23 protein-coding genes are annotated in these 24,160 nt (G+C 72.6%); 7 read left to right on the top strand and 16 right to left on the bottom strand.

The features are described from left to right. The first annotated feature begins 74 nt into the window (after positions 1-74). The 3 genes from BM237_RS19440 to BM237_RS19430 all read left to right on the top strand — a co-directional run bounded on the left by BM237_RS19440 (position 75) and on the right by BM237_RS19430 (position 3,735). A complete protein-coding gene (locus BM237_RS19440) occupies positions 75-1,127 on the top strand; it encodes an endonuclease/exonuclease/phosphatase family protein (RefSeq protein WP_425443714.1) in 1,053 nt (350 codons plus the stop codon). Between the two features lie 218 nt (positions 1,128-1,345). Continuing rightward, entirely contained in the window at positions 1,346-1,828 is a 483-nt protein-coding gene (locus tag BM237_RS19435; RefSeq protein WP_093850980.1) for a DoxX family protein, read from the top strand. Continuing rightward, positions 1,825-3,735, top strand: a complete 1,911-nt coding sequence (locus tag BM237_RS19430) for an NHL domain-containing thioredoxin family protein (RefSeq protein ID WP_093850979.1) — start codon at positions 1,825-1,827, stop codon at positions 3,733-3,735. The genes BM237_RS19435 and BM237_RS19430 overlap by 4 nt, the downstream gene beginning before the upstream one ends. 118 nt (positions 3,736-3,853) lie before the next feature. Here BM237_RS19430 and BM237_RS19425 read toward each other — a convergent pair whose 3' ends face one another. Beyond that, positions 3,854-5,071: an MFS transporter gene (locus tag BM237_RS19425; RefSeq protein WP_093850978.1), complete on the bottom strand. Its 1,218-nt coding sequence runs from the start codon at positions 5,069-5,071 to the stop codon at positions 3,854-3,856. A gap of 65 nt (positions 5,072-5,136) precedes the next feature. On the opposite strand from BM237_RS19425, the gene BM237_RS19420 reads away from it, so the two are divergent. Then, positions 5,137-5,565 (top strand): MerR family transcriptional regulator, encoded by a 429-nt coding sequence (locus BM237_RS19420; RefSeq protein ID WP_093850977.1) that lies wholly within the window; start codon positions 5,137-5,139, stop codon positions 5,563-5,565. Here the strand turns inward: BM237_RS19420 and BM237_RS19415 are convergent. The 10 genes from BM237_RS19415 to BM237_RS19370 form a co-directional block, all read right to left on the bottom strand. Beyond that, a complete protein-coding gene (locus BM237_RS19415) occupies positions 5,541-6,440 on the bottom strand; it encodes a fumarylacetoacetate (FAA) hydrolase (RefSeq protein ID WP_093850976.1) in 900 nt (299 codons plus the stop codon). The two genes, BM237_RS19420 and BM237_RS19415, sit on opposite strands and share 25 nt — an antisense overlap. Before the next feature lie 69 nt (positions 6,441-6,509). Next, positions 6,510-7,778, bottom strand: coding sequence for a pyridoxal phosphate-dependent aminotransferase (locus tag BM237_RS19410; RefSeq protein ID WP_175541063.1), 1,269 nt, complete (start codon positions 7,776-7,778; stop codon positions 6,510-6,512). A 152-nt stretch (positions 7,779-7,930) separates the two neighbouring features. Continuing rightward, positions 7,931-9,586: an AMP-binding protein gene (locus BM237_RS19405; protein ID WP_093850975.1), complete on the bottom strand. Its 1,656-nt coding sequence runs from the start codon at positions 9,584-9,586 to the stop codon at positions 7,931-7,933. Further along, the gene (locus BM237_RS19400) at positions 9,583-10,701 is read right to left on the bottom strand and encodes a Glu/Leu/Phe/Val dehydrogenase dimerization domain-containing protein (RefSeq protein WP_093850974.1); all 1,119 of its coding nucleotides are present in this window, start codon (positions 10,699-10,701) and stop codon (positions 9,583-9,585) included. The genes BM237_RS19405 and BM237_RS19400 overlap by 4 nt, the downstream gene beginning before the upstream one ends. A 79-nt stretch (positions 10,702-10,780) precedes the next feature. Continuing rightward, on the bottom strand, positions 10,781-11,344 hold the full coding sequence (locus BM237_RS19395; protein ID WP_093850973.1) for a type 1 glutamine amidotransferase: 564 nt from the start codon (positions 11,342-11,344) through the stop codon (positions 10,781-10,783). 12 nt (positions 11,345-11,356) lie between these two features. Further along, complete coding sequence (locus BM237_RS19390; protein WP_093850972.1) at positions 11,357-12,160, bottom strand: amino acid kinase family protein; 804 nt, start codon at positions 12,158-12,160, stop codon at positions 11,357-11,359. Continuing rightward, positions 12,157-13,221 carry an N-acetyl-gamma-glutamyl-phosphate reductase gene (gene argC, locus BM237_RS19385; protein WP_093850971.1) on the bottom strand — a complete coding sequence of 355 codons (1,065 nt, stop codon included), beginning with the start codon at positions 13,219-13,221 and terminating at the stop codon, positions 12,157-12,159. The genes BM237_RS19390 and argC overlap by 4 nt, the downstream gene beginning before the upstream one ends. Further along, positions 13,218-14,069 carry an ATP-grasp domain-containing protein gene (locus BM237_RS19380; protein ID WP_093850970.1) on the bottom strand — a complete coding sequence of 284 codons (852 nt, stop codon included), beginning with the start codon at positions 14,067-14,069 and terminating at the stop codon, positions 13,218-13,220. The genes argC and BM237_RS19380 overlap by 4 nt, the downstream gene beginning before the upstream one ends. A gap of 26 nt (positions 14,070-14,095) precedes the next feature. Next, a complete protein-coding gene (locus BM237_RS19375) occupies positions 14,096-14,281 on the bottom strand; it encodes a lysine biosynthesis protein LysW (RefSeq protein WP_093850969.1) in 186 nt (61 codons plus the stop codon). A gap of 115 nt (positions 14,282-14,396) precedes the next feature. Further along, entirely contained in the window at positions 14,397-15,551 is a 1,155-nt protein-coding gene (locus BM237_RS19370) for a hydroxymethylglutaryl-CoA lyase-like TIM-barrel protein (RefSeq protein WP_093850968.1), read from the bottom strand. 293 nt (positions 15,552-15,844) lie between these two features. On the opposite strand from BM237_RS19370, the gene BM237_RS19365 reads away from it, so the two are divergent. Both BM237_RS19365 and BM237_RS19360 read left to right on the top strand, forming a co-directional pair. Next, positions 15,845-17,011, top strand: coding sequence for an acyl-CoA dehydrogenase family protein (locus BM237_RS19365; protein WP_093850967.1), 1,167 nt, complete (start codon positions 15,845-15,847; stop codon positions 17,009-17,011). A 153-nt stretch (positions 17,012-17,164) separates the two neighbouring features. After that, positions 17,165-18,388: an acyl-CoA dehydrogenase family protein gene (locus BM237_RS19360; protein WP_093850966.1), complete on the top strand. Its 1,224-nt coding sequence runs from the start codon at positions 17,165-17,167 to the stop codon at positions 18,386-18,388. A 161-nt stretch (positions 18,389-18,549) separates the two neighbouring features. On the opposite strand, the gene BM237_RS19355 is transcribed toward BM237_RS19360, so the two are convergent. Further along, positions 18,550-19,308 (bottom strand): response regulator transcription factor, encoded by a 759-nt coding sequence (locus BM237_RS19355; protein ID WP_342746248.1) that lies wholly within the window; start codon positions 19,306-19,308, stop codon positions 18,550-18,552. Between the two features lie 369 nt (positions 19,309-19,677). Beyond that, a complete protein-coding gene (locus BM237_RS19350) occupies positions 19,678-20,328 on the bottom strand; it encodes a ScbR family autoregulator-binding transcription factor (RefSeq protein ID WP_093850964.1) in 651 nt (216 codons plus the stop codon). Positions 20,329-20,471: 143 nt separating this feature from the next. Between BM237_RS19350 and BM237_RS19345 the strand changes: the two genes are divergently transcribed. After that, the gene (locus BM237_RS19345) at positions 20,472-21,374 is read left to right on the top strand and encodes a ScbA/BarX family gamma-butyrolactone biosynthesis protein (protein ID WP_093850963.1); all 903 of its coding nucleotides are present in this window, start codon (positions 20,472-20,474) and stop codon (positions 21,372-21,374) included. A gap of 73 nt (positions 21,375-21,447) precedes the next feature. Here the strand turns inward: BM237_RS19345 and BM237_RS19340 are convergent, their stop codons facing one another. From BM237_RS19340 to BM237_RS19330, 3 genes are all read right to left on the bottom strand, one after another. Then, positions 21,448-22,212: a glucose 1-dehydrogenase gene (locus tag BM237_RS19340; RefSeq protein WP_093850962.1), complete on the bottom strand. Its 765-nt coding sequence runs from the start codon at positions 22,210-22,212 to the stop codon at positions 21,448-21,450. Positions 22,213-22,440: 228 nt separating this feature from the next. Continuing rightward, positions 22,441-22,671, bottom strand: coding sequence for a DUF6458 family protein (locus tag BM237_RS19335; RefSeq protein WP_093850961.1), 231 nt, complete (start codon positions 22,669-22,671; stop codon positions 22,441-22,443). 166 nt (positions 22,672-22,837) lie between these two features. Then, positions 22,838-24,127, bottom strand: a complete 1,290-nt coding sequence (locus tag BM237_RS19330; protein WP_093850960.1) for a M18 family aminopeptidase — start codon at positions 24,125-24,127, stop codon at positions 22,838-22,840. Positions 24,128-24,160: the final 33 nt, after the last annotated feature.

The raw sequence follows: 24,160 nt of genomic DNA, 5'->3' as shown, positions 1-24,160 counted from the left end.
GCGGCGCCTCGCCCGGAACTGGTTCGGCAGGTCGGTGGCCCTTCGGCGAGGATCGGAGGGTGACACGGGCGCGGGTGCGGATACGAGTAGGGCTGTGGTGGGCCCGCAGGGCCCTCAGGGCCCTGCGGCGCCGGTGGGGCGGGGAGGCGCGGGGCGGTGCGGGACGCACCGCCTGGACGCGGGGCCGCGTCCCCGCCGCGCTCGCCGTGCTCACGGCCGGGGCCGCGGCGTTCCACTCCCTGGTGCCGGGCGCCGTACTCGGTCTGGGCAGCCTGCTGGAGTCCTTCCTGCCGTGGCTCGGACTCGCCGTACCCCCGCTGCTGGTCGCGGCGCTGGTGCGCCGCTCGGCCCTCGCCCTGGTGGCGCTGGCGCTGCCGTCGGCGGTCTGGCTCGCCCTCTTCCACGACGCTCTGTCCCCCCGGGGTGAGGACGCCGCCGACGCCGCCCGTACCGCCCTCCTCACGGCCGTCCAGCACAACGCGAGCGACGAGAACCGCGACCCGGCCGCCACCGCGCGGGCCCTGGCCGCCGTCGGCCCCGACATCGTCGCGCTGCAGGAGCTGACCCCAGCCGCCCTGCCCGCCTACGGCGAGGCGCTGGCGCGGGAGTACCCCCACCACGCGGTGGCCGGGACCGTCGGCCTGTGGTCCAGGCACCCTCTGACCGGCACCCGTCCGCTGGACATCCGTCCCGCGGACCTCGGCCCGGACTGGAACCGCGGACTGCGCACCGCGGTGCGCACCCCGCACGGCGACATCGCCGTGCACGTGGTGCACCTGCCCTCGGTCCGCGTCCGCGCGACCGGTTTCGACACCGCGTGGCGGGACGAGAGCGCCGCACTGCTGGGCGAGGAGCTGCGGGCGGAGGAGCTGGCCCGCGTGATCGTGCTGGGGGACTTCAACGGCGCCCTGGACGACCGCGGGCTCGAACCCGTCCTGACCGGTGTGGACTCCACCGGCCGGGAGGCGGCGGACGGCTTCTCCTTCAGCTGGCCCACGGCCTTCCCCGTCGCCCGGATCGACCACGTCATGGCCCGCGGCGCCGCCGTCACCCGCCTGTGGACCCTTCCCGCCACCGGCAGCGACCACCTCCCTGTCGCGGCCCGGATCGCGCTCCCGGCCGCGTAGGGCGTCCGCGCGGCGGATGGGAGCGGCAGCGGGAACGGCTGTGGGAACGGCTGTGGGGCGGCGGCGGGAAACATACGCGCGAGTGGTCTAGACAACCGGTCGGCGCATGGCTACGGTGCGCTAGGTCTAGACCAATGCTCGTCGGTCCGGCACCGCCCAGTCGCACCTCGTCGCATGTCCGGAAAGCTCGCGGACCCCCCACCCCCCAGGAGCACACCATGCGAAGGAAGACCACCACCGCCCCGGCCGTCCCCCCGGCCCTCCTGGACGGGAGCCGCGACCACGTCGTCGGACTCTTCCGCGCCGTCGTCGGCCTCCTCTTCGCCTGCCACGGCGCGGCCACCCTCTTCGACGTGCTCGGCGGCCCGCACGGCGGCCGCGTCCCGGACATCGGCCAGTGGCCCTCCTGGTGGGCCGCGGTCATCCAGCTCGCCGGCGGCCTCCTGGTGGCGCTGGGCCTGTTCACCCGGACCGCGGCGGTGGTCTGCTCCGGCTCGATGGCCTACGCGTACTTCGTCGTGCACCAGCCCAAGGGCCTGTTCCCCATCGAGAACGGCGGCGAGCCCTCCGCGCTGTTCTGCTGGGCCTTCCTGCTGACAGCCGCCCTCGGCCCCGGCCGCTGGTCGCTGGACACCCTCCGCGCGGGCCGCGGGGAGCCGCGCGAGGCCGCGCGCGGGGCATTGACACACTGGAAGGCATGAACGATGCCGCCCCGGCGCCCACCCCCGCGCCCGCGCCCCGCCGACGTGCCCGTGTCCGTGCCCCCGAGCTGATCGGCAAGGGCGGCTGGCTCAACACCGGCGGCAAGGAGCTGACCCTCGCCGACCTGCGGGGACGCATCACCGTCCTCGACTTCTGGACCTTCTGCTGCGTGAACTGCCTGCACGTCGTCGACGAGCTGCGCGAGCTGGAGGAGCGCCACGGCGACACCGTGGTGGTCGTCGGCGTCCACTCGCCCAAGTTCGTCCACGAGGCCGAGCACCGGGCCGTCGTCGACGCAGTCGAGCGCTACGGTGTCCACCACCCCGTCCTGGACGACCCCGAGCTGGCGACCTGGAAGCAGTACGCGGTGCGCGCCTGGCCCACGCTCGTCGTCATCGACCCCGAGGGGTACGTCGTCGCCCAGCACGCGGGCGAGGGCCATGTCCACGCCATCGAGAAGCTGGTGACGGAGCTGGAGGCCGAGCACGAGGCCAGGGGGACGCTGCGGCGGGGCGACGGCCCGTACGTTCCGCCGGAGCCGGAGCCGACCGACCTGCGCTTCCCCGGCAAGGCGCTCGTCCTGCCCTCGGGTAACCTGCTGGTCACCGACACCACCCGGCACCAGCTGGTGGAGCTGGAGCCGGACGGCGAGACGGTGGTGCGGCGGATCGGCGAGGGGACGCGCGGGCTGGCGGACGGGCCCGGGGGGAAGGCCCGCTTCAACGAGCCGCAGGGCCTGGCGCCGCTCCCGGACGGCAGGGTGGCCGTCGCCGACACCGTCAACCACGCGCTGCGGGCCTGGGACCCGACGAGCGGCGAGGTCACCACGCTCGCCGGCACGGGCCGCCAGTGGTGGCAGGGCTCGCCGACGGCCGGGCCCGCGCGCGAGGTGGACCTGTCCTCGCCGTGGGACGTGGCCTGGTGGGAGGGGCGGCTGTGGGTCGCGATGGCGGGCGTCCACCAGCTCTGGGCGTACGACCCGGAGTCGGGGACGGTCTCGGTCGCGGCGGGCACCACCAACGAGGGCCTGGTGGACGGCCCGGCCGACCAGGCGTGGTTCGCCCAGCCGTCCGGGCTCGCGGCGGCCGGGGACCGGCTGTGGGTAGCCGACTCCGAGACCTCGGCGCTGCGCTGGGTCGAGCGTGCCGCGGACGGTGACGGCGGTGAGGGCGGTGAGGGCGGTGACGACGGCGGGTTCGTGCTGCGCACGGCGGTCGGCACCGGCCTGTTCGACTTCGGCCACCGCGACGGAGCGGCCGGCCAGGCGCTGCTCCAGCACCCGCTGGGCGTCACCGCGCTGCCCGACGGATCGGTGGCGGTCTGCGACACCTACAACCACGCCCTGCGCCGTTACGACCCGTCGAGCGGCGAGGTCACCACGCTCGCCACGGATCTGCGCGAGCCGTCCGACGCCGTCCTGGTGGAGGACGACATCGTGGTCGTGGAGTCCGCCCGCCACCGGCTGACCCGGCTGCGGCTGCCCGAGGAGGCGGTACGGGTCGAGTCCGTCGCCCACCGCACCCGGCGCGAGGCGACCGAGGTGGCGCCGGGGGCGCTCCGGCTGGACGTGGTCTTCCAGGCCCCGCCCGGCCAGAAGCTCGACACCCGCTACGGCCCCTCCACCCGGCTGCTGGTCAGTTCCACGCCGCCGGAGCTGCTGGCGGACGGCGCGGGCCAGGGCACCGACCTGAGCCGGGAGCTGGTGCTCGCCGACGGCGTCGCCGAGGGTGTGCTGCACGTCTCGGCGATGGCCGCCTCCTGCGACGACGACCCTGCGACGGAGTACCCGGCCTGCCATGTCCACCAGCAGGACTGGGGCGTTCCCGTGCGCGTCACGGCGGACGGCGTCTCCCGGCTGCCGCTGGTGCTGGCGGGGCTGGACGACGGGGCGGCCCGGGAGGGTTAGGCGTTCCGCACCGGCCCGCTCCCACCGGCCCGGGACCGGCCGCCGGAGGAGACGGAACCGGTCCGGCACACGGGGGCGGGGTGCCGGACCGGTGGCGCAGGGCCGCCGTGACGTGGCGTCAGTCCGTCGTCATCATGCTCGGCCGCTTGGCGGGGAAGCCGTGCGCGCGGGCGCCGACCACGACGAGCAGCACGGGGGCCAGCAGCAGCAGGACGCTCCACGGGAAGGAGGTGGGGCCGAGGCCGTCGAGCAGGATGCCGCCGACCGCACCGCCGCCGGCCATGAAGGAGTTCCACGTGGTGACCAGCAGGGCCTGCCCCCGGTCGCCGCCCGCGTCGGTGACGGCGGTCTGCAGAAGTGTGGCCACACCGCCCCAGCCGAGGCCCCACAGCACCATCGCCAGGTAGACCGCGGCCGTGTTGTCGGCCAGCACCGCCAGCATGCCGGCGGCCACCAGGAACAGAACGGTGCTGCCGATGGTCAGGGCCCGCAGCCGGCGGTCGACCAGGGCGCCGGTGATGAAGATGCTCACCATGGAGGCGATCCCGAAGACCAGCAGGACGACGTCGCGGGAGGCGGTCATGTCGTACTCGTCGAGGAACGTGGCGATGTAGGTGTAGAGGATGTTGTGCGCCAGGACGTAGGCGGCGACCACGAACAGCACCGCCGCCACACCGGGCAGTTTGAGCGCCTGCAGGATCGGTGCCCGCTTCCCGGCCTGCTGACCGGGGTAGTCGGGAACCGACACGGAGACCCATCCGAGCAGGAGTACGGACACCACGGTCACCAGACCGAAGGTCAGCCGCCAGCCGAACAGCTCGCCCAGGAAGGTGCCCAGGGGGATGCCCAGGGAGAGCGCGAGCGGGATGCCGGCCATGGTGATGGCGATCGCCCGGCCCTGCAGATGCGGCGGGGCCAGACGGCGGGCGTAACCGACGAGTTCGGCCCACACGACGGCCGCGGCCACACCGGCGGCGAGGCGGAAGACCATCGTCAGGGCGTAGCTGGAGGAGAGGGCGGTGACGACGTTGGCGACGGCGAAGGTCGTGACGGCGAGCAGCAGCAGCCTCTTGCGGCGCCAGGTGGCCGTCGCCACGGACATCGGGATCGCCGAGAGGCCCGTGGCGATCGCGTAGATCGTCAGCGTCTGCCCCGCCGCGGACTCGCTCACGGAGAGATCGCGGGCCATCTCCGGCAGCACGCCGGCGGGCAGGGCCTCGGTGAGGATTCCCATGAACGCCGCCGTGCACAGGGCCAGCAGCGGTGACAGAGGCAGCTTCTGCTGCTTCGGGGCCGGTGGTTCGCCGGTCAGCAGGTCTGTTTCGGACGTTGACATGCCTGTTATCCTCCAACCATCACATCTGTGTGAAGGTCAAGTCGATTTTGTGTGAGGTGGGTCACATGCGGATCGGGGAACTGGCCGAGCGGACGGGGACGCCGCGCCGGATGCTGCGCTACTACGAGGAACAGGGCCTGCTGGTACCGGACCGTTCGCCGAACGGATACCGGGAGTACTGCGAGCGCAGTGTGGACCGGGTACTGCAGATCAGGGGGCTGCTCGACTCCGGGCTGCCGACCCGTGTCATCAAGCAGATCCTGCCGTGCCTGAAGCAGCCCCGGTCCATCCATGTCGCCGGGGCGACCCTGGAGACGATCACCACGCTGGAGCGCGAGCGCGAGCGGATGACCCAGCGGATCGAGTGCCTGATCCGCAGCAGGGACGCCATCTCCGACTACCTTGAGGCCGTGCGCGGGGCCCGGCGGCCCGCCGGAGCCGGCGGGCCCGAGCGGCCGGCGGCAGCGGACTACGACCTGGCCGTCTCCGCCTGACCGTACTGGACCGGGTTCGCCAGCACGACGCCGTGGCTGGTCACGTCGATGACCATCCGGTCGCCGTCCTCGATCCGGAACCCGTCGTGGTAGGTGGCCTTGTCCGCGCCGAGCAGCAGGTAGTTGACCAGGCCCGGCCGGCGCAGCGCCGGATACGAGAACAGATGTCCGGTCATGTCCTCCACGCGGTGGAACAGGGAGTCGGTGCCGCACGAGAAGGGGCCCTCCCACGCGGGCCGGCCGTCCCGTTCGATGACGACCCGGCCGGTCGCGGTCCGCGGCGGCGGCCCCAGGAACAGCCAGGGCGTCAGGGAGGTCTCGCACAGCTTCGCGTACGGGGTCCAGGCCCACGGGTTCTTCAGGTGCAGACCGATGTCGTTGAGGTCGTTGCCGAAGGTGTAGCCCGCGTAGTGCGGGACGCCCCGGTCGTCGTTGACGTACACCAGGGCCACCTCCGGCTCCTCCAGCAGCCAGACCGGATCGGCGGGGGTGGTCAGCGGCTCGTCCGGCATGCGCAGCCACGAGCCGAAGCCCTTGATGTAGTAGTTGGGCGGGGTGAACTCCTCGTCGGGCTCCGGGGCGCGGTCGAACTTGGAGCGGTGCGTGCCCATGAAGCCGTTGATCAGGCCGCTGTCGGGGGCGGTGGGCAGCAGCGGAGGCAGGAAGCGCAGTTCCGGGTCGCCGAGGGTCACCTCGACCGTCTCGGTTCCCCGCGCCACGGCGGCGCTCAGGGCCTCGGGCCCGCCGCCCGCGACGAGGGCGGCGGCCAGCCGGCCGTCGGCCACCCGGTGGAGGGTGTGGGGTTCGCCGGGAACCGGTATGCCCAGACCCGCGTACCGCCGGCCCTGGTACTCGCATTCGAAGATGATGGACATGGCTGGGAGGAACCTCCTGGTGAGTCGGGGCGGGGGCGGTGCGGGAGTGTCTCGGTGCGGGGGTGTCCGTCAGCGCGCCAGGGCGCCCAGGACCTCGTCGAAGCGGTTCAGGGAATCCCGGATCCACGGGAGCCGGAGTGGGTCCGCGGCGGACAGGGCGCCGGTGCGCTCGGCCTCCGTCTCGCCGTAGAGCCGGCCGGTGGCGGCACGGACGCGCAGGTACCGCCCGGGCTCGCCGAAGGCGGCGCCCGGCAGCAGTCCCACGCCGTACCGCTCGGCGAGCAGGGTGGTGAGTCCACCGCTGTCGTGCACCCCGTGTGCCCGGCCGAGGTGTTCGCGCAGCGGCTCGAAGTCGGGGTACAGGTAGCAGGTCGCGCGTACGGGCGGCAGTTCGGCGCCGACGGCGGTGAATCGTTCGGCCACGGCGCGCGCCACCGTCTCGTGCAGCCGCCGGCCGGCGGCGAGGTGCTCGACCACCTCGGGCGGCTCCTCGAAGGCGTAGGCCGCGGCGGCCTGCACGGGGGCGGCGGCACTCGACCAGATCTGGCTGGCGACGGCGACCAGCCGGTCGTGCGTCCCGCGGCCGAGCGGGCCTTCCGGGAGCCGGGCGACCCCTGCCCGCCAGCCGCCGAGCGCCAGGTTCTTGGCCAGGCCGGTGGTGACCACCGTACGCTCGGGCGCGAAGACGGCCGGGGAGGGCGGCCGGTCCGCCGGGTCGAAGACCAGGTCGTGGTAGATCTCGTCGGAGATGACGACCAGGTCCAGCTCACGGGCCGCCTCCGCGAGGCGCCGCACGGTGGCGGGTGCCGCGATGGTGCCGGTCGGGTTGTCGGGCAGGGTGACCACCACACAGCGCGTGTCGCGCCCGGCGGCGCGGGCACGGGCCACCGCCTCGCGCAGCGCCGCCGGATCGGGCACACCGCCCTGGCCCGGCAGGACGGGCACCGGAACCGGCCGGGCCCCGGCCAGTCGCGCCTGCGCCGCGTAGCTGACCCAGCTCGGCACGGGCACCACCACGTCGCCGCCGATCGCCAGCAGCAGCGCGAACAGCAGCGGCTTGCTGCCGGGCCCGCACACCACCAGCCCGGGGTCGGTCTCCAGACCCCGCCGCGCCCAGTACCCGGCGGCGGCGGTGCGCAGCGCCGCACTGCCGGCGACCGGGCCGTAGGCGTTGCGGCCCGCCGCCGCGGCGAGCCGTTCCCGCAGCGCGGGGAGGACCGGCAGGCCGATCTCCCCACTCGCCAGGGACAGGACCCGTTCCCCGGCATCGCGCCGGCGGGCCAGCGCCTCGTCGGCGGCCAGTGTCGCCGACACGGTCACCGATGGGGCTTCGAGCATGGTGTTTCCTCCAGACGGTTCGGCGGTGGGGCCGGCCGGGCTGCGAAGGGCGGGCGGGGAAGACGGGGAGGAGCGGCGAAGGACGGGCGGGAGGCTTCGGGGCGGCCGGGCGGAGCCGGCGGACGGGCGGGGGACGCCGTCCGCCGGCCCGGTCACCGGGCGGCGTAGCGCCGTCTCAGCTCCACCTTGCGGACCTTGCCCGTCAGGGTCTTGGGCAGCGCCTCGACGACCTCCAGCCGCTCGGGGAGGAACCGGGGGTCCTGTCCGTGGTCCCGCAGGTGCTCCCGGACCTCCTGGAGCGTGGGCCGGGCGCCGCCGCAGGGCACGGCGACCGCCAGGATCGGGTCGTCCACCTTGCCGGTGGGACCGACCAGCGCCGCCTCGGTCACCTTCGGGTGCCGCGAGATGATCGCCTCCAGCTCCGCCATCGGGACGACGATCCCGTCACGCAGGATGGTGTCCCTCGCCCGGCCCAGGATGCGGATGCCGCCGCGGCCGTCCTCGCGCGCCACGTCGCCGGTGTCGAACCAGCCGTCCGCGGTCGTCTCGGCGTCGAAGGCGTCCTGTTGCTTGTGGTAGCCGAGGGCCTGTGAGGCCCCGCGCACCCGCAGCCGGCCCACCGGGGCCCGCTTGTCGGGGTCGTGGCACAGGTCGATGCGGATCTCCATGGAGTCGATCGGCCGCCCGTGGCTGTGCGCGGCCCAGTCCTGGTTGTAGTCGAGCCGGCTGATGGTGACCGGACCGAACTCGGACATGCCCCACACCGAGTACGTACGGGCCCCGAAGGTGTCCCGCAGCTCGTCCACCAGCTCCTGGAGCACCGGCGCCGCTCCGGTGACCGTGTGACGCAGGCTGGACACGTCGTGCGGGTCGGTCTGCTGGGCGGCCGCCACACCGGAGAGCGTGGGCGGCGGTCCGTACAGCAGGGTGCCGCGGTACCTCTCGACCAGGTCCAGCAGGCCGGCGTGGTCGTGGCCGTCCTGGAAGACGATCGTCCCGCCGAGCATCACCCCGGCGAGCACCCCCTGGCCGAAGCCGGAGTAGTGCACCAGCGGCGTGGTGACCACGGCCACCATGTCGTCGCGGAGCATGAACGTGTCCACGTAGCCGCGCACGCCCGAGTGCACGGTGTTCTGGCTGTGCACCACGCCCTTGGAGAAACCGGTCGTGCCCGAGGTGAACAGCACCACGAACGGCTCGTCGGGCCGCAGCGCGCGGCCTTCCAGGTCGCCCATGTGCTGCTTCTCCCAGTGTGTGGAGACGAAGTGGTCGTGGAAGTCGACCGCTCCCCGCGGGGCGTGCCCGTCGACGACCACCAGGTGCTCCAGCGGCAGCTCGGGCCGCAGCGCGTTGATGGCCTCGGCGAGCGGGTAGCCCTCCCACTCCGGCAGGGTGACGCACACCCTGGCCTCGGTGAGCGTGAGGCGGTGGCGCAGCTCCTCCTCCCGGCAGACGGGCGCGATGGGGCAGATGACCGCGCCGACCGCCATGCAGGCGAACATCAGCGGCACCATCTCCCACCGGTTGGGCAGTTGGACGGCGACGATGTCGCCGCGCCGGACGCCCAGTTCGAGCAGTGCTCCGGCGAACCGGTCGGTCAGCCGGGACAGTTCGGTGTAGTCGAGCGTGTCGGTGCGGGCCTCGTCGAGCCGGCGTCCGGCGATGGCCAGCTTGCGCGGCCGTGCCAGGGCCTGACGGCGCAGGTCGTCGAGGAACGTGGCGTCCCGCCACCATCCGCGCCGCCGGTACTCGGCCATGCGGTCCGCCGCCGAGGCCGTGGCCAGGACGGCCGTGGTCGTGGGCGTCATCGCAGGTCCCCGCGCCGGGCCGCGAGCAGTTCGGGCAGCGGGTCGCCCGCCCGGGAGGCGGCGATCTCCAGCAGGGCCCGGGTGTTGTGGCGCACCCGGTCGGCGACCCAGCCGAAGACCCACTCCTTGCGCGCGTCGGCCGCCAGGTCGAACGGGACGACCCGGGTGACGGCCAGGGCGGCCGACGCGGCCCCGCCGATGTTGGCGATCACGCCCGGGACCAGGGTGGCACCCGTGGCCCGGACCTTCTCCTTGGCCTCGGCACTCGAGGCGAGGTTGGCGCCCTCCACCACCAGGCGGGCGCGCAGGCGGTGGGCGTTCTCGGCGTTGAGCGCGTGCTTCTGCGCCGCGAGGACCAGCACGTCGGCGTCGAGTCCGAGCCAGGCGTCCGGCTCGGCGGACACGGTGACGTGCTGCGGCAGGCGGGAGCGGTCGATCCGCCCGAACTCGTCGGTGACGGCGACCAGGTCGGCGACCGGCAGCCGGTCCGCGCTGATGGTGCCGTGCACGTCGGCGACGCCCACGACCACGTGCCCGCGCTCCTCCAGGAACCGGGCGACCGAGCGGCCCACGGCGCCGAAGCCCTGGACCACGACACGCGCCGACGTCGTGCGGCCGCCCGCCTCCAGGGCGGTGAGCGCGGCGACCCCGACGCCGTGCCCGGTGGCGTCGATCAGCGGCTCGTAGTACGTGCGCCAGTCGATCGGCATGTCCGGGGCGCCCAGCCGGTAGCGCGGGTCGTAACCGGCCTCGGCGAAGAAGACGGCCCGGTCCGCGGGGGTGACGCCCATGTCGATGCCGAGGTGGATGCCGCCGTGCAGCAGGGGCTTGACGGTACGGCCGAAGGTGCGGAAGGTCTCCTCGCGGTCGCTGCCGTCGGAGACGATGCCGGCCTTGGCGCCGCCGATGCGCAGCCCGGCGAGCGTGAACTTCTCGGTCATGTCCCGTGCGAGGCCGGCGACCTCCTCCTCGGTGACCCCGGCGGTCATACGGGTGCCGCCCATCGCCAGGCCGTCGACGAGCGTGTCGACGACGACCCAGCCCTTCAGAACGCCGCCGCTGCCGTTCAGGCGCACGGTGAACGCCGGCTCCTGCGGGTTTTCCACAACGCTCATTGCCAAGTCCTTCGTTGTGTAGGTGAGGTGCGTGGACGAGTACGGGGGGGCGCCGGATCGCGTCCGCGGCCGGCGGCGGTCACCGGTAGAGCTGGGCGAAGCCGCGCAGGATCTCCAGGCCGTCGCTGCGGAACTCCAGATGCGCCTGGGAGCCGAAGATCCTCCCGTCGTCGGAGCGCAGGAACTCCACGGGCGCGTGCCCGGAGCGGCCGATGGACCGGAAGCCCTCGGGGGCCTCCCGCAGGTACAGGGTGTGGCGGTGGAAGACGGTCACGGTGGGTTTGACGTAGGTGAACAGCGGCTCTTCCTTGTCGACCTGGGCGTCGTAGCCGCCGACCCGCTGCGGGCCCTCCGCCAGCCGGCCGCCCGCCGCCACGGCCATGAGCTGCATACCGCCGCAGATGCCGAGGACCGGGACGCCGGACCCCATGACGAGGTCGACGAGCGGCCGGTAGAACGCGGTGTCACAGGCCCGCACCTTGGTGCCGCTCAGCACGATGGCCTGGTAGCGGCCCCCGAGGGTGGCGGGTACGGACGCCACGTCCACCGCGTCGGTCCGCGACCCCAGCTTCTCGAAGCGTGCGCGGAGCTGTTTCAGGGACAACGTGCCGTTGTTGACGACGAGTACACGGGATTGCGCCATGCGCGGGACTCCTCACGTACGGGTGATGACGGTTCCGGTGCGGCCGGCGAGCAGATCGGTGACCGGTGCGCTGCCGATGACGACCCGGTCCACTCCGCCGTCGAGGGCCTCGCCGGCCGCGCGCAGCTTCTTGCGCATGCCGCCGGTGGCGCCCTTGTCGCGGAACTCGGCCGCGGCCCGGGCGCCGATCCGGGACACCGGCTCGCCGTCGATCAGCAGGTGGGCGACGTCGGTGACGAGGACGAGATCGGTGGCACCGGTGGCGGCGGCCAGGGCGGCCGCCGCCCGGTCGGCGTCGGTGTTCACCTCCCGGCCCCCGGCGTCGCGGGCCAGCGGGGTCACCAGGCAGGCGTGACCGGGCTGGAGGTTCTTCAGCCGTGAGGGGTCCACGGCGGTGATCGGGCCGACCAGGTTCTCCAGTTCGACCAGCTGCTTGTTCCGCCACCACCAGCGCTCGCCCTCGCCGGCGTGGACCAGGCCGTCGCTGCCCAGGAGCCGCTCCGCGGTGATGCCGTGCCGCTCCAGCCGGCCGATGACCTCCTCGCCCAGCCGTGCGCTGACGGCCTTGATGTCCGCGATGACCTCGGGGGTGGTCCATCTGCTCTGGTTGCCGTACCGGTCGCGCAGGATCGCCGAGGGGTCGCGGTAGCGGGGGCTCAGCTCTCTCAGGGGTCTGGACCAGCCGTGCACGAGCACCAGCGGGTGTTCCCGCCCGTGCCGGGCCAGGTCGTCCCACCAGGACTCGGCCAGATCGTCGAGGCAGCTGCCGCCCAGTTTCACGACGGTGGGGGTCCGGTCACGGGAGGTTCCGCTCATGCCGGCATCACCGGCTGCATCGCCAGACCCGTCTCCTCGGGCAGTCCGAAGCGCTTGTTCACGGCCTGTACGGCCTGGCCCGCGGCGCCCTTGACGAGGTTGTCCAGGGCGGCCAGGACGACGATCCGGCCGCCGGCCCTGTCGTCCTCGTCCCGCAGGACCGTCACGTCGCAGAAGTTGGAACCGAGCACGGCCTGCGGGTCGGGCACCGGGATCAGGGTCTCCGTGTGCCGCCGGACCCGCACGAACCGGTGCCCCTTGTAGAAGCGCAGGTACGCGCGTTGGAGCTCGCGCTGGTCGATGTCCTCGTCGGTGAAGGCGTAGGAGCTGGTGAGCAGGCCGCGGACGTGCGAGACACCGTAGGCGGACATCGACAGGTGTCCGACGGCGCCCGGCTTGCCGCGGTCCAGGAAGTCGCCGACCTCCGCGGCGTGCCGGTGACCCACGGGTGCGTACGGTGCGATGGCGCCGTTGCGCAGCGGGTGCAGGTCCGCGGTGCGCAACTTCAGGCCGCCGCCGCTGGAGCCGCTCTTGCCGTCCACCACCACGGTCTTCAGGGTCAGGCCCAGCCCGAGGGTCAGGGGGGCGAGAGCCAGGGTGATCGAGGTGGCGTAGCAGCCCGGCAGCGAGATCAGCGCGGCGTCCGCCATCTGGTCGCCGACCAGTTCCGGCACGCCGTACACGAAGCGGTCCACGAGGTCGTCGCGCCGCTTCACCCCGGGGTACCAGCGGTCGTGCAGTTCCGGTGTGCGGATGCGGAAGGCGCCGCTGAGGTCGATCACGGCGGGGACCCGGTCCGCGAGCAGCGCGGCCAGTTCCGCCGAGACCGGCGCCGGGGTCGCCAGCAGGACGACGTCGACCCGGTCGGCGATGTCCGTGGTGACCGGCTGCACGGTCAGGCCCAGATCGAGGCGGAGGCCCGGGTGCAGCTGGGCCGGGCGCCTGCCGATGTTGGAGGAGCCGCCGAGGAAGGTCAGCTCCAGGTCGGGATGTTGGGTGATCAGCCTGATGAGTTCACCGCCGGCCAGCCCGGAGGCGCCGACGACTCCTACCCGGATCACGTGAGTGCCTCCTGCAGGTGGCGGGCGAGGGCCCGCGGGATGTCCGCCCCGGTCGCCTCGGCTATCGCCTTGAACGCGGGGGCGTGGTTGACCTCGTTGACGACGTGCCCGTCGGGGGTCTCGAACAGGTCGATGCCGTAGACGCCGGCGCCGAGCACGTCCACCACACGGTCGACGATCCCGGTGATGGCGGGATCGTGGTCCAGGGCCCGGCTCTGGTTGCCGAGTGCCGCGTTGCTGCGCCAGTCCCCGCCGGCGCTCGCGAACCGGGCGGTGGCGACCAGCTCACGGCCGACGACGAAGCACCGGACGGAGGTGCCTTTGTCCAGGTACGGCTCCACCAGCGCGGCCTGCTCGAAGCCGTGCCCGAGATCCTCGACGTAGTCGTAGACGGACTGGGCCGTGTCGGCGTCCCGGATCAGGGTGACCCGCTTGCCCATGCCGCCGAAGACGGGCTTGAGCACCACGGGCGGCGGCATGTCCTCCAGTGCCCGCTGGAAGTCCCGGCGGGACAGCACGAGCCGGAAGGGCGCGGCCGGGACGCCGGCCCGGCGCAGGACGGTGCGCAGTTCGAGCTTGTTCTCACAGGCCCGGATGGCCGCGGCGGAGTTGACGGTACGGATGCCGGACGCCTCGGCCAGCGTGGCGACCAGGCCGCCACGGGTGTAGCTGCGGCTCCGGACGAGGACGGCGTCGTACCCGGACAGCGACGCGGGGTCCGCGTCGCCGAGGCACAGTGATTCGTCGTTGACCCACTCGGCGGTCAGGCCGGCCTCGGGCGCGACCTGGATCAGCCGGCGCTCCTCCCAGCCGAGCCGGTCCGCGACGACGGCGATGGTGGTACCCATGGATCGTCTCCTCCGCGGGTCGTCGCTCACTGGCCCCAGTCGCGCAGCTGCACCTCGACCATCTGGAGGGTGAGCACGCCGTCGCGCACGTCCTCGACACGGAGGGTGAGCATGCACTCGGGGCAGGACAGGGTCTCGCCGTGGACCATCGGCGGCACGGTCAGATCGGTCTCGCACTCGGGGCAGGAACCGGCAAGGGCTGCGGTGGACATGGACGACTCCCGGTGGGGTGAGGTGGGTGGGTGAGGCGGGACGGGGTGGGGCGGGGGGGGTACGGGGAGGTGCGGGGAGGTGCGGAGGAGGCCGGGAACCCGGTGGAGGACGGGGTCAGACGGCCTGGAAGTCGATGGCGGCCTTGCGGATGGCGTCCCGGTCGAGCAGCGGACGGCCGTCGCGTTCCTGCCGCTTGATCAGCCATGACGTGAGGGCGTCCGGGTCGGCGAGGATTCCGGACCCGCTCAGCGCCCAGGTGACCAGGCTGGGCGTCAGACGGCTGCGGACCCGCAGCTCGCGCTGGTTGCCGACGAGTTCGGCGGGCAGCGTCTCGTACGCCTCCGGGTGGGTGAGCTGGCCCGGCAACTCGTAGGCGAAGGCGTGCGGCGTGGTCGGCCCGGACTGGAAGGCGTCGCCGAGACCGGCCCCCCTCAGGGCGATCCGCGACAGCTCCGTCAGATGTCCCAGGTCGAAGCGGTTGTCGCCGTGGATGACGTGCAGGGCGGTGAGCAGCTCCGCCAGCGGGGCGTTGCCGCCGCGCTCACCGATGCCGCCGACGGTGACCGAGATCCACTGCGCGCCGGCGCGGACGGCGGCGAGCGAGTTGGCGACGGCCATGCCCAGCATGTTGTGCGAGTGGATCTCGATCTCGGACCCGTCGATCGCGGTGAGATCGGAGACCACCCGCTCCATCTGCCAGGGCGAGAGGTACGCCACGGTCTCCGCGAGGCGGAACCGGTCGGCCCCGGCCTCGAAGCCCGCGGTGACGTACGGGACGAGCCGCTCCCTGGGGGTGCGGGCGCCGTCCTCGCCGCTGAAGGTGACGTGGAAGCCGCGCTCCTTGGCCTGCGTGATCGCCGAACGGGCGAGTGCCTGGAGGAACTTGGGGCTGGACGAGCCCAGCTTGAGTCCGGCGTGCTGCTCGGAGGTGGGGATGGAGTACATGATGTGGCGCACGCCCAGTCGCTCGGCCTCGTCGAGTGCCGTGGCGACCTGCCGGCGGTCCCGTACGACCACGAGCGTCATGCTGCGTTCGGGACCGACGGCCTCATGGGTGGCCAGGACGAGGTCGGCGTCCTTCGAGTCCGGGCCGGAGACCATTCCGACCTCGACCAGCTCGATACCGGTCCTGACCAGCAGGCGGGCGATGGCGGCGGCGTCCTCGGGGCCGAACTCGACACCCGCCATGTGCGCGGAGTCCCGGAGCGTGGCGTCCGACAGACGCGGCGGTCTCTGCCGGGGACCGCCCTCGTGCCGTGCAGTTTCCATTGCTCTCTCCTTTCCGCTCCACGAACGGAGGTGATGCGGTGCGGATAGGTGAACATTTTGAGAGGGGTCCATGTGAGGAAACAACGGAACCTATGTCAGAGGTACGTCAAGTACTGTGTCGGAATGTTATGAAGGGAAATCTCCGCCAATTATTGAGAGGGGTCGCGAAAAAACATCCGCCGGAACACCCCGATAAGCTCCCGGATGGCTAACGTGGCACCACCCGAATATTCGTTCCGTGTGTCAGGCCGACCGTGCACGGAACCCCTGGAAAAGGGCAGAGAAGGGATACCATGGTGTTTCCGCATTCTCCTGGAGAACTCGGCGCGGAGCCGACGCCGGACGAACAGGTACGGGAATTCGCCGACCGTGTCGCCCGCCCCACCACCGCCGACCGCGACCGGGCCCGTCGGTGGGACCCGGCCCTCTTCGCCGAGCTGGCCGGCGCCCGTACCGGGCCCGGCCTCGCCGGCCCTCTCGTACCGCGCCACCTGGGCGGCGGAGGCCTGTCCGCCGTCCGGACGTGTGCCCTGCTCCAGGGCCTCGGCGAGGGGGCCCGCGATCCGGGTCTCGCCCTCGCGACGGCCGTGCACGCGGTCCTCGCCACCGTGCCGCTGCGTGTCTTCGGCACCGCGCGGCAGCAGCAGCGTTACCTGCCCCGGATGGCCTCCGGCCAGTGGCGGGGCGCCCTCTCCCTGCACCAGACGCAGGGCGCCGCCCTCGCTCCCGCGGTCACCGTCCGCTCCGCCGCGGACGGCCGGGTGCTCAACGGCGAACTCGAGCTGGTCGCGGGCGCGCCGGAGGCCCACCACTTCCTGATCGTCGCCGACGAACTCGGCGGTGGCGGCCGTACCGCGTTCGTGGTGGACCGTGCCACGGCCGGAGTGCGGGTGACGCAGACCCGGCCCGAGGCGATGCGCACCTGCTCCTGGGGCAGGCTGACGCTGGACGACTGCCACGTCCCGGACGACGCCGTCCTCGGCACCCCGCGTGGCGCCGCGACCGAGGTGGAACCCCTGCTCGCCGCGCTGAACTGGGTGTTCTGCAGCGCTCCCTGGCTGGGGGTGATGCGTGCGCTGACCCGGGACGCGGTGGACCACGCCCGGGAGCACCGCCTCTTCGGCCGGCCGCTGTCCCATGCCCAGTCCGCGCGTCTGACCCTGGCGGACATGGCCACACGGTGCGAGCTGGCCGCCGTACTGCTCCACCGGGCCGCCGAGCAGTTCGACAGCGGCGGGCGGCCCTCGCAGCGGGACGCGGCGAGCGCCCGCCTCTTCACGGCCAGGGCCGCCCGGACGGTGATCGAGGGGGCGGCCGGGCTGGCTCCGGCCGGGGTCCTCACCGGCGGTGACGGCCTGATCGAACGAGCCCACCGGGACGCGCTGTTCCTGGCCACGGCGGGCGGTGGCGACGAGGTGCTGCGACCGGTGATCGCGGCGTCCGAGCTGGAACTGGGCTGAGCCCCCGGCCGGACCCGGCGCTTCGACCGGCCCGCCCGCCGGGTGGGTCCGGGCTCCCGGCCTCCCCTTCCCCCGGTCCTCCTCGGGCCCGGGCGCTTCGGGCCCCGGCCGGCCCGGAGGAGCGGCCACCGACACGAAGGAGCAGCTACCGACATGAACGTCCAGCGACACGGCACCGACGCCGCACCGAGTTTCCCCGGCATCGCCGGGCGGGCCGCCGACACCGACGCGGCGGCCCGCATACCGGCGCAGAACTGGAAGGAGATCACCGACAGCGGATACCTGAGACTGTTCCACCCCCGGAAGATCGGCGGCACGGGCGCCGACGGCCCCGCTCAGGTGGCGGCCATGGAGGCGCTGGCCCGGGCCTGTCCCAGCACCTACTGGTCGGCCACCGTGTCCGCGCTGCTGTGCGCCAACCTGATCTCCACCTACGGCGACCACGACACACACGCGCGGCTGCTGGACGGCCTGCTCTCCGGACGCCTCCTGGCCGCCTTCGCGGTGGTGGAGACGAGCGCGGGCAGCGATGCGGGCACCTACCGCACGACCGTGCGCCGCGCCGGGCCGTCCGGCGGCGGCGGCTTCGTCGTCAACGGGGAGAAGTCCCGGATCACCAACGCACCCGACGCCGACCTCGCCGTCACCCTGGCCCGGCGGGAGAAGGGACCCGGCGACGACGGTCCCGACTGGTGCCTGGCGTTCGTGGACCTGCGGCAGCCCGGAGTGCACCGGTACGAGATCCCGCGCATGGGGCTGCGCGGCATGCCCTGGGGCGGCCTGGTCCTCACCGACGTCCAGGTCGCGGAGACCGATGTCGTGCCCGTCCCCCTGGACGAGCTCTCCGAGGGCATGACCTGGGGCTGGCTGCTGGTCTCCGTCGCGGCCGTCGCCATCGCCGAATCGGCGCTGGCGGCCTCGGTACGGCACGCCCGGGACCGCGTCTCGTTCGGACGGCCCCTGGCACACATGGAAGGAGTCCAGGCCCAGATCGCCGAGTCACGCGCCCAGATCGACGCCGCTCGCCTGCTGGCCCGGCGGGCGGCCGTGGAGCGTGCGGCGGGCCGTTCGGCCCGGACCCTGATCGCCATGCTGAAGATCTACGCCACGGAGATGGCGGTCGAGGTCACCGCGCGGGCCGTGCAGATCCACGGGGCCGGCGGGGTGACCGAGGGCCATGAGGTGGCGCGCCTCTACCGGGACGCCCAGATGAACGTCATCGGCGCCTTCGCCTCGAACCGGCTGCGCGAGCAGGTCGCCGAGGCGATGGGGCTGGGCCCGGCCGTCTACCGGGCCTTCGACTGGCTGAGGCCGAGCGGTCTCGGGCAGGACCCGGTGGGGCTGGGCGGCCTGTCCCAGCAGGCCGAGGCCGCCTGACGCCGGCCGGTACGGTCCCACACCGGCGAAGGCCGCGTCCGCCCTCCGCCCGCACCGCGGGCGGAGGGCGGACGCGGCCGTGCCGTGGGCCGACTGTGCCGTCCGCCGGCCGTGGGCCGGGCCGCCCCGCGCCGTGGTGTTTCCCGAGCGGAGCCGCTTTCCTAACCGCGGCCCATGCGGTATCCGACGCCGCGGACGGTGATAATCCAGTTATTCGATCCGAGCTTGGCCCGTAAGCTGCGCACATGGGTGTCGATGGTGCGGCTGGAATCAATCCACCTGGTGCCCCACACACGGGACATCAGTTCCTTGCGGGTGACGACTTCCTCCGCGTTCTCGGCCAGTACGTGCAGCAGCTGGAATTCCTTGGCCGTGACGTTCACCGGTTTTCCGAGCAGGCTCACCTCGTGGGTTCTTCCGTCGATGCGCAGCGGGCCGACGGAAATGATCCGGGCAGGCTTCGGCTGCGGATACGTCCGGCGCAGTACCGCCTCGATACGGGCCAGGATCTCCCGCCAGCCGCACGAGGTGATGACACAGTCGTCCGACCCGGCCTGTAGGGCCAGGACGCGGTCCAGTTCGGTGTCGCGGGTGGTGACGGCGATGATCGGCTTGTCGCCGTGCTTCCTGATCGACCGGCAGACCTCCAGGCCGTCGACGTCGGGCAGGTCGAGGTCGAGCAGGACGAAGTCGGCGTGCTGATGGGTGTTCAGGGCCTTGGCGCCCGTGTCCACACTGTTCGCGGTGTACCCCTGCCGGCGCAGCTCCCGCACCCAGGTATCGGCCACCTCGGCCCTGTCCCCGACGACCAGCACGCGGATCATCCTCGTCCCGGCGGCCGGATCGGCGCGCGAGGTGCCGCCGTGTGCGCGATGCCGCTCGGGTCCTGCAGGAGCCAGTGGCGCAGCGTGCACTGTCATCACTCCCCCTTCGCACGCTCTGACTCCATTAAAAGAACACACGTCCTGTTATTTGTACAGCTCGACATTCATCATTTATGCCAACCAAAGCATAGGAGTCGGACATATTTGCGTCGAGTCAGACTGCTCCAATGCCGCAAAAGCGACCTTTTGCCGACGTCGAGGCACTAGAAAACCGAACGCCATGCAAGTATTCTTCTCCTTGGCAGCGGCCGCCGCTCCTTCGGGAGCCTTGCCGGCTACGTCGGAGCGTGCCGTTGACCGACGGATCGAACGCATCGTCGTTTCGAGTCACTGCACCACGGGGGGTGTGCAAGTGCGATTTCCTGTATGGCGTCCAGTGTGGAAACCCGTCATGCCCCGAGCCGTTCACCGTGTGTCGTCGGCCTCGGGGGTCTCCTCGCGCAACAGCCGCTCGGCCCGGTAGGCGGACGAGTCGATCCGGGCGAGCACCGCGGGCGTGACGATGTTGGGCAGCACCAGCTGGTACAGCATCGAGATCTCCCCGGCCAGATCCAGCCCGTCCCCCAGCGCCTCCGTCACCAGCTGCACCCCGGTCCACGAGCCCACGACCGCGCGTGAGACCGCCGCCGGATCGGCGTGCGGGAGCAGCTCACCCCGCTCCTTCGCCTCGACGAGCAGCTCCTGGCCGACTGCCACCCAGTCCGGCCAGCGGGTGCCGAACAGCCGGCGTGCCTTGGGGTCGACGGACAGGCGTATGGCCGCGCGCAGCACCGGCTCCCGGGGCACGCGACAGGCCAGAAGCAGTCCCAGATCCACCCACTCCTGCACCTTGAAGGGCTGCGGCCGCAGCCCCCGCCGGGTCACCGCCTCCTCCAGCACGGCCCGTGCGATGTCCTCTTTCGACGCGAAGTGGAAGTAAAGCGCCCCTCTGGTCAGCCCGGTCCGCTCCACCAGCGCCGCGATGGTCGCGGCGTCGTAGCCGACCTCGTTGAAAAGGCTGGCCATAGCATCCAGGATGCGATTGCGAGTGCGAATAGCGCGCTCCTGTCTCGCCATCCTAACCTCCGACAACCTCTCCACCTGCTTCTGTGGTAACCGCACGGTGAGCCGGCAAAAAACAGAACTAACAGTAGGTTACCAACGTGAGGTTCGGGAGCAGGCACCACCTTCAGTCATCTGTTCTGTCCGGAAGGAGCCTCATGTCCGTGCCCATCGATGCCCTCTCAGTCTCTCCCGGTCTTCCCGAGCTCTGCTCACCGGCGGAATTGGGCGAGTACACGCATCTCAGACACAGTGTGACGATCCTCATCAAGGACTGGCGCGCGGCGGGCCGGGACACCTTCGTGCTCGGCGTGCGCAGACCCGTCGGCAGAGAAACCGGAGGGTACGATTCCCGGCTTCTGGCGCAGGTCATCCGCCAGTGCGGCCTCTTCGTGGCGCATGCCGCGTACGGGGTCCCCACAGGCCACCACACGCTGCTGCACACCCTGAACATCACGGTGGAGCCCGGGCTCCGGGCCGACGAGGGCGGGGAGTTCGAGGCCGTGGTGACGGTCGCCCGGAAGCCCGGAAGCGCCATGCGCCTCACCATGGGGTTCCACATCCGGCGCGACGGTGCCGACATCTGCCTGGCCGACACGGAATTCGGCTGGATCTCTCCGGCGGCCTACCGTCGGGTGCGCGGACAGCACACGTCCGCCGACTGGGGACGCTGGCCCGTGCCGGTCCCCGTCGCGCCCCGGCTGGTCGGCAGGGCGAGCCCGGACGACGTACTCCTGGCGGACGGCGGTGGCGGACGGTGGTGGCGGCTGCGCAACGCCGTGTCCAACCCCCTGCTCTTCGACCACCCGGTCGACCATGTGCCCGGGCTGGTCCTGCTGGAGGCGGCCCAGCAGGCGGCGTACGCCGCCGTCCACCCGGAGTCCTTCGAACTCACCGACGTCGGCATCCGCTACACGCGGTACGTGGAGTTCGGCGAGCCGTGCTGGATCGAGGCCGTGACACGTCCCGCGGTCCCGGCCGGCCGGTCCGCGATCGACGTCACGGGCCATCAGGGCGGACGCGCGGTGTTCCGGGCCCGGCTGACGGGGTTACGCGCGTAACGGTGCGAAGTGGCCGTGTGGACGGCGTTGCCGGAGCGCTGCCCGGGAGCGCCGTCCACGGGCGTCACCGCGGTCAGTGGTTGACGAAGCCGCCGTCCACCGGCACCACCGCCCCGGTCAGGAAGGGGCAGCGGTCGCTGAGCAGCCAGGCCGCGGCGGCCGCGATCTCCTCCGGCTCCGCGGTGCGCCCCTGCGGGGTCACGGCGTGCGCCAGTTCCTCCATGCCGGGGTTGCGGGAGAACCAGTCGGCGGTGATCTCGCTGCGGGTGGTGCCGGGGGCCACCGCGTTCACCCTGACGCCCTGCCGCGCGTACTCGTCCGCCGCCGCCCTGGTGAGGCCGATGACCGCGTGTTTGGAGGCGATGTAGGGGGCGGCGGCGGGAACGGCCACCAGGCCGGCCACACTGCTGTTGTTGACGATCGCCCCGCCGCCGCGCGGCAGCATCGCGGCTATCTCCTGGCGCAGGCAGTTCCACAGGCCGCGCACATTGACGTCCATGATGGTGTCGTAGACGTCGTCCGGCATCAGATGTAACGGGGTGCGGTCGCCACCGATCCCGGCGTTGTTGAAGGCCGCGTCCAGCCGTCCGTACTCGGTCACGGCGAAGTCCACCGCCCGTGCCGCGTCCGCGGCGAGCGTCATGTCGCCCACCACGTAGGAAGCCTCGGCTCCCTTGTCCCGGAGTTCGGCCACGGCGGCCGCCAACCGTCTCTCCCGGCGCGCGACCAGGATCACGGCCGCGCCCTCCCGGCTGAAGACGTTCGCGGCCGCGGCACCGATTCCGCTGCTCGCTCCGGTGATGATGACTGTCTTGTCGATGAGAAGTCCGTTGCCCATGGCCGCATTGTTCCCGCGCGGACGGGGCGGGAGAGAGACGCTAACGGGCCTCGGGCGACGTGCGGTGGCGAGGAACCGCCCCGGACGGGCCCCCGGGCCGGCGGACGGTCCCGGAGGCTCGGATTCCACCCGCCGGAGGCCCGGCACCCGCCACAACACGGTGGCGGGTGCCGGGCCTCCGGCGGGCCCCGGGCTCCCGCCGTACGGCCGGCCGGGCACCGCGGCCGGTCAGGCGCGCCACTGGTGGCGGTGGTTCTCCTCGACGACCGGGGCCGCCGGGCTCGGCGGCTGCACGCGGCGGCGCTTGAAGATGGCCACGTAGGACGCCAGCCCGATGAAGCCGACCGCCATGAGGATCAGGCCGATCACATCGAGGTTGACCCCGGAGATATCCCAGTTCACCCCGAAGGTCAGGATCGCGCCCACCGCGATCAGTACGATGGTCAGTGCCATGCCCATGAAGAACCGCCTCCGTCCGGCTGGTTGAGGGCTCGTTCAACCAACCGGGTACCCCTGGGCGGGACTTGCATTCCGAGCGCCGTTCGTGCCGCCCGAACCCGGCCCGCCCGGACATCCCTGACGGCCTGTCGCCGAACGCCGCGGATCCCCGGGCCGGGCCGCCCCGTCAGGCCTCCAGAAAGGCCGTCAGGGCGTTCGCCAGCAGGAACGGGTCCTCGGCGCCGCACAGTTCGCGGGCGGAGTGCATCGACAGGATCGCCACACCGATGTCCACGGTGGCGATGCCGTGCCGCGCGGCGGTGATGGGGCCGATCGTCGTACCGCAGGGGACGGCGTTGTTGGAGACGAACGACTGCCACGGCACCCCGGCCCGCTCGCAGGCGGCGGCGAAGACGGCGCGGCCGGTGCCGTCGGTGGCGTAGCGCTGGTTGACGTTGACCTTGAGGATCGGGCCGCCGTTCGGCATCGGGTGGTGGCCCGGCTCGTGGCGCTCGGGGTAGTTGGGGTGCACGGCGTGGCCGGTGTCCGAGGACAGGCAGACGGTGCCCGCGTACGCCCGCGCGCGGTCCTCGGGGCCGCCGCCGCGGGCGAGTACGGAGCGCTCCAGCACGTTGCCCAGCAGCGGGCCGTCCGCGCCGGTGTCGGACTGGCTGCCGTTCTCCTCGTGGTCGAAGGCGGCCAGCACCGGGACGTACGGCAGGTCACCGGCCTCGGCGGCCGCGATCAGGGCGGCGGTGCCGGCGTGGACGGAGAGCAGGTTGTCCATGCGCGGCCCGGCGAGCAGTTCGCGGTCGCGGCCGAGGTAGGCGGGCGGCTCGACGCTGTGGACCATCAGGTCCCAGCCGGCGATGTCGGCGGCGTCCAGGCCGGCCTCGGCGGCGAGGAAGTCCACCAGATCGCCCTCACAGGGCTCACCCAGGCCCCAGATCGGCGTCATGTGGCGCTGGCGGTCCAGCTTCAGGCCGCCGTTGACCTCCCGGTCGAGGTGGATGGCGAGCTGGGGGACGCGCAGCAGCGGCCGGTCCGCGTTCACCAGGCGGGTGGAGCCGTCGCGCAGGGCCAGCCGTCCGGCCAGGCCCAGATCGCGGTCGAGCCAGGTGTTGAGCAGGGTGCCGCCGTAGATCTCGACGGCGATCTGCCGCCAGCCGGCCGCGCCGGTGTCCGGCACGGGCTTGACGCGCAGGTTGGGGGAGTCGGTGTGGGCGCCGACGATCCGGAAGGGAGTGGCGGGCGTGGCGCCCTCGGGCACGTACCAGGCGATGATCGCGCCGCCGCGCAGCACGTACCGGCCGCCGCCGTCGCCGTCCCAGGCGTCGGTCTCCTCCAGCCGCCGGAAGCCCGCCCTCTCCAGCCGCTCGGCGGTGGTCGCGACCGCGTGGTACGGAGTGGGCGAGGCGGTGAGGAAGGAGACCAGGTCGTCGGTGTGGCCACGGTCGAAGCGGCTGGAAGTGCTCATGTGTCCAGCATACGAACGGCGGGGGCCCCGCTC

The sequence above is a fragment of the Streptomyces mangrovi genome, assembly GCF_900114215.1.
GTDB classification, from domain to species: Bacteria; Actinomycetota; Actinomycetes; order Streptomycetales; family Streptomycetaceae; genus Streptomyces; species Streptomyces barkulensis.
This window is presented reverse-complemented; position numbering and strand designations above follow the sequence as displayed.

Bases quoted from the DNA above. Each gene is read 5' to 3' on its own strand.
- BM237_RS19405 (WP_093850975.1), bottom strand. From the start codon at position 9,586: ATGACGCCCACGACCACGGCCGTCCTGGCCACGGCCTCGGCGGCGGAC.
- BM237_RS19415 (WP_093850976.1), bottom strand. From the start codon at position 6,440: ATGTCCATCATCTTCGAATGCGAGTACCAGGGCCGGCGGTACGCGGGT.
- BM237_RS19425 (WP_093850978.1), bottom strand. From the start codon at position 5,071: ATGTCAACGTCCGAAACAGACCTGCTGACCGGCGAACCACCGGCCCCG.
- BM237_RS19435 (WP_093850980.1), top strand. From the start codon at position 1,346: ATGCGAAGGAAGACCACCACCGCCCCGGCCGTCCCCCCGGCCCTCCTG.
- BM237_RS19335 (WP_093850961.1), bottom strand. From the start codon at position 22,671: ATGGGCATGGCACTGACCATCGTACTGATCGCGGTGGGCGCGATCCTG.
- BM237_RS19375 (WP_093850969.1), bottom strand. From the start codon at position 14,281: ATGTCCACCGCAGCCCTTGCCGGTTCCTGCCCCGAGTGCGAGACCGAT.
- BM237_RS19390 (WP_093850972.1), bottom strand. From the start codon at position 12,160: ATGAGCGGAACCTCCCGTGACCGGACCCCCACCGTCGTGAAACTGGGC.
- BM237_RS19430 (WP_093850979.1), top strand. From the start codon at position 1,825: ATGAACGATGCCGCCCCGGCGCCCACCCCCGCGCCCGCGCCCCGCCGA.
- BM237_RS19400 (WP_093850974.1), bottom strand. From the start codon at position 10,701: ATGAGCGTTGTGGAAAACCCGCAGGAGCCGGCGTTCACCGTGCGCCTG.
- BM237_RS19420 (WP_093850977.1), top strand. From the start codon at position 5,137: ATGCGGATCGGGGAACTGGCCGAGCGGACGGGGACGCCGCGCCGGATG.
- BM237_RS19380 (WP_093850970.1), bottom strand. From the start codon at position 14,069: ATGGGTACCACCATCGCCGTCGTCGCGGACCGGCTCGGCTGGGAGGAG.
- BM237_RS19340 (WP_093850962.1), bottom strand. From the start codon at position 22,212: ATGGGCAACGGACTTCTCATCGACAAGACAGTCATCATCACCGGAGCG.
- BM237_RS19365 (WP_093850967.1), top strand. From the start codon at position 15,845: ATGGTGTTTCCGCATTCTCCTGGAGAACTCGGCGCGGAGCCGACGCCG.
- BM237_RS19330 (WP_093850960.1), bottom strand. From the start codon at position 24,127: ATGAGCACTTCCAGCCGCTTCGACCGTGGCCACACCGACGACCTGGTC.
- BM237_RS19345 (WP_093850963.1), top strand. From the start codon at position 20,472: ATGTCCGTGCCCATCGATGCCCTCTCAGTCTCTCCCGGTCTTCCCGAG.
- BM237_RS19395 (WP_093850973.1), bottom strand. From the start codon at position 11,344: ATGGCGCAATCCCGTGTACTCGTCGTCAACAACGGCACGTTGTCCCTG.
- BM237_RS19355 (WP_342746248.1), bottom strand. From the start codon at position 19,308: ATGACAGTGCACGCTGCGCCACTGGCTCCTGCAGGACCCGAGCGGCAT.
- BM237_RS19350 (WP_093850964.1), bottom strand. From the start codon at position 20,328: ATGGCGAGACAGGAGCGCGCTATTCGCACTCGCAATCGCATCCTGGAT.
- BM237_RS19360 (WP_093850966.1), top strand. From the start codon at position 17,165: ATGAACGTCCAGCGACACGGCACCGACGCCGCACCGAGTTTCCCCGGC.
- BM237_RS19370 (WP_093850968.1), bottom strand. From the start codon at position 15,551: ATGGAAACTGCACGGCACGAGGGCGGTCCCCGGCAGAGACCGCCGCGT.
- BM237_RS19410 (WP_175541063.1), bottom strand. From the start codon at position 7,778: ATGCTCGAAGCCCCATCGGTGACCGTGTCGGCGACACTGGCCGCCGAC.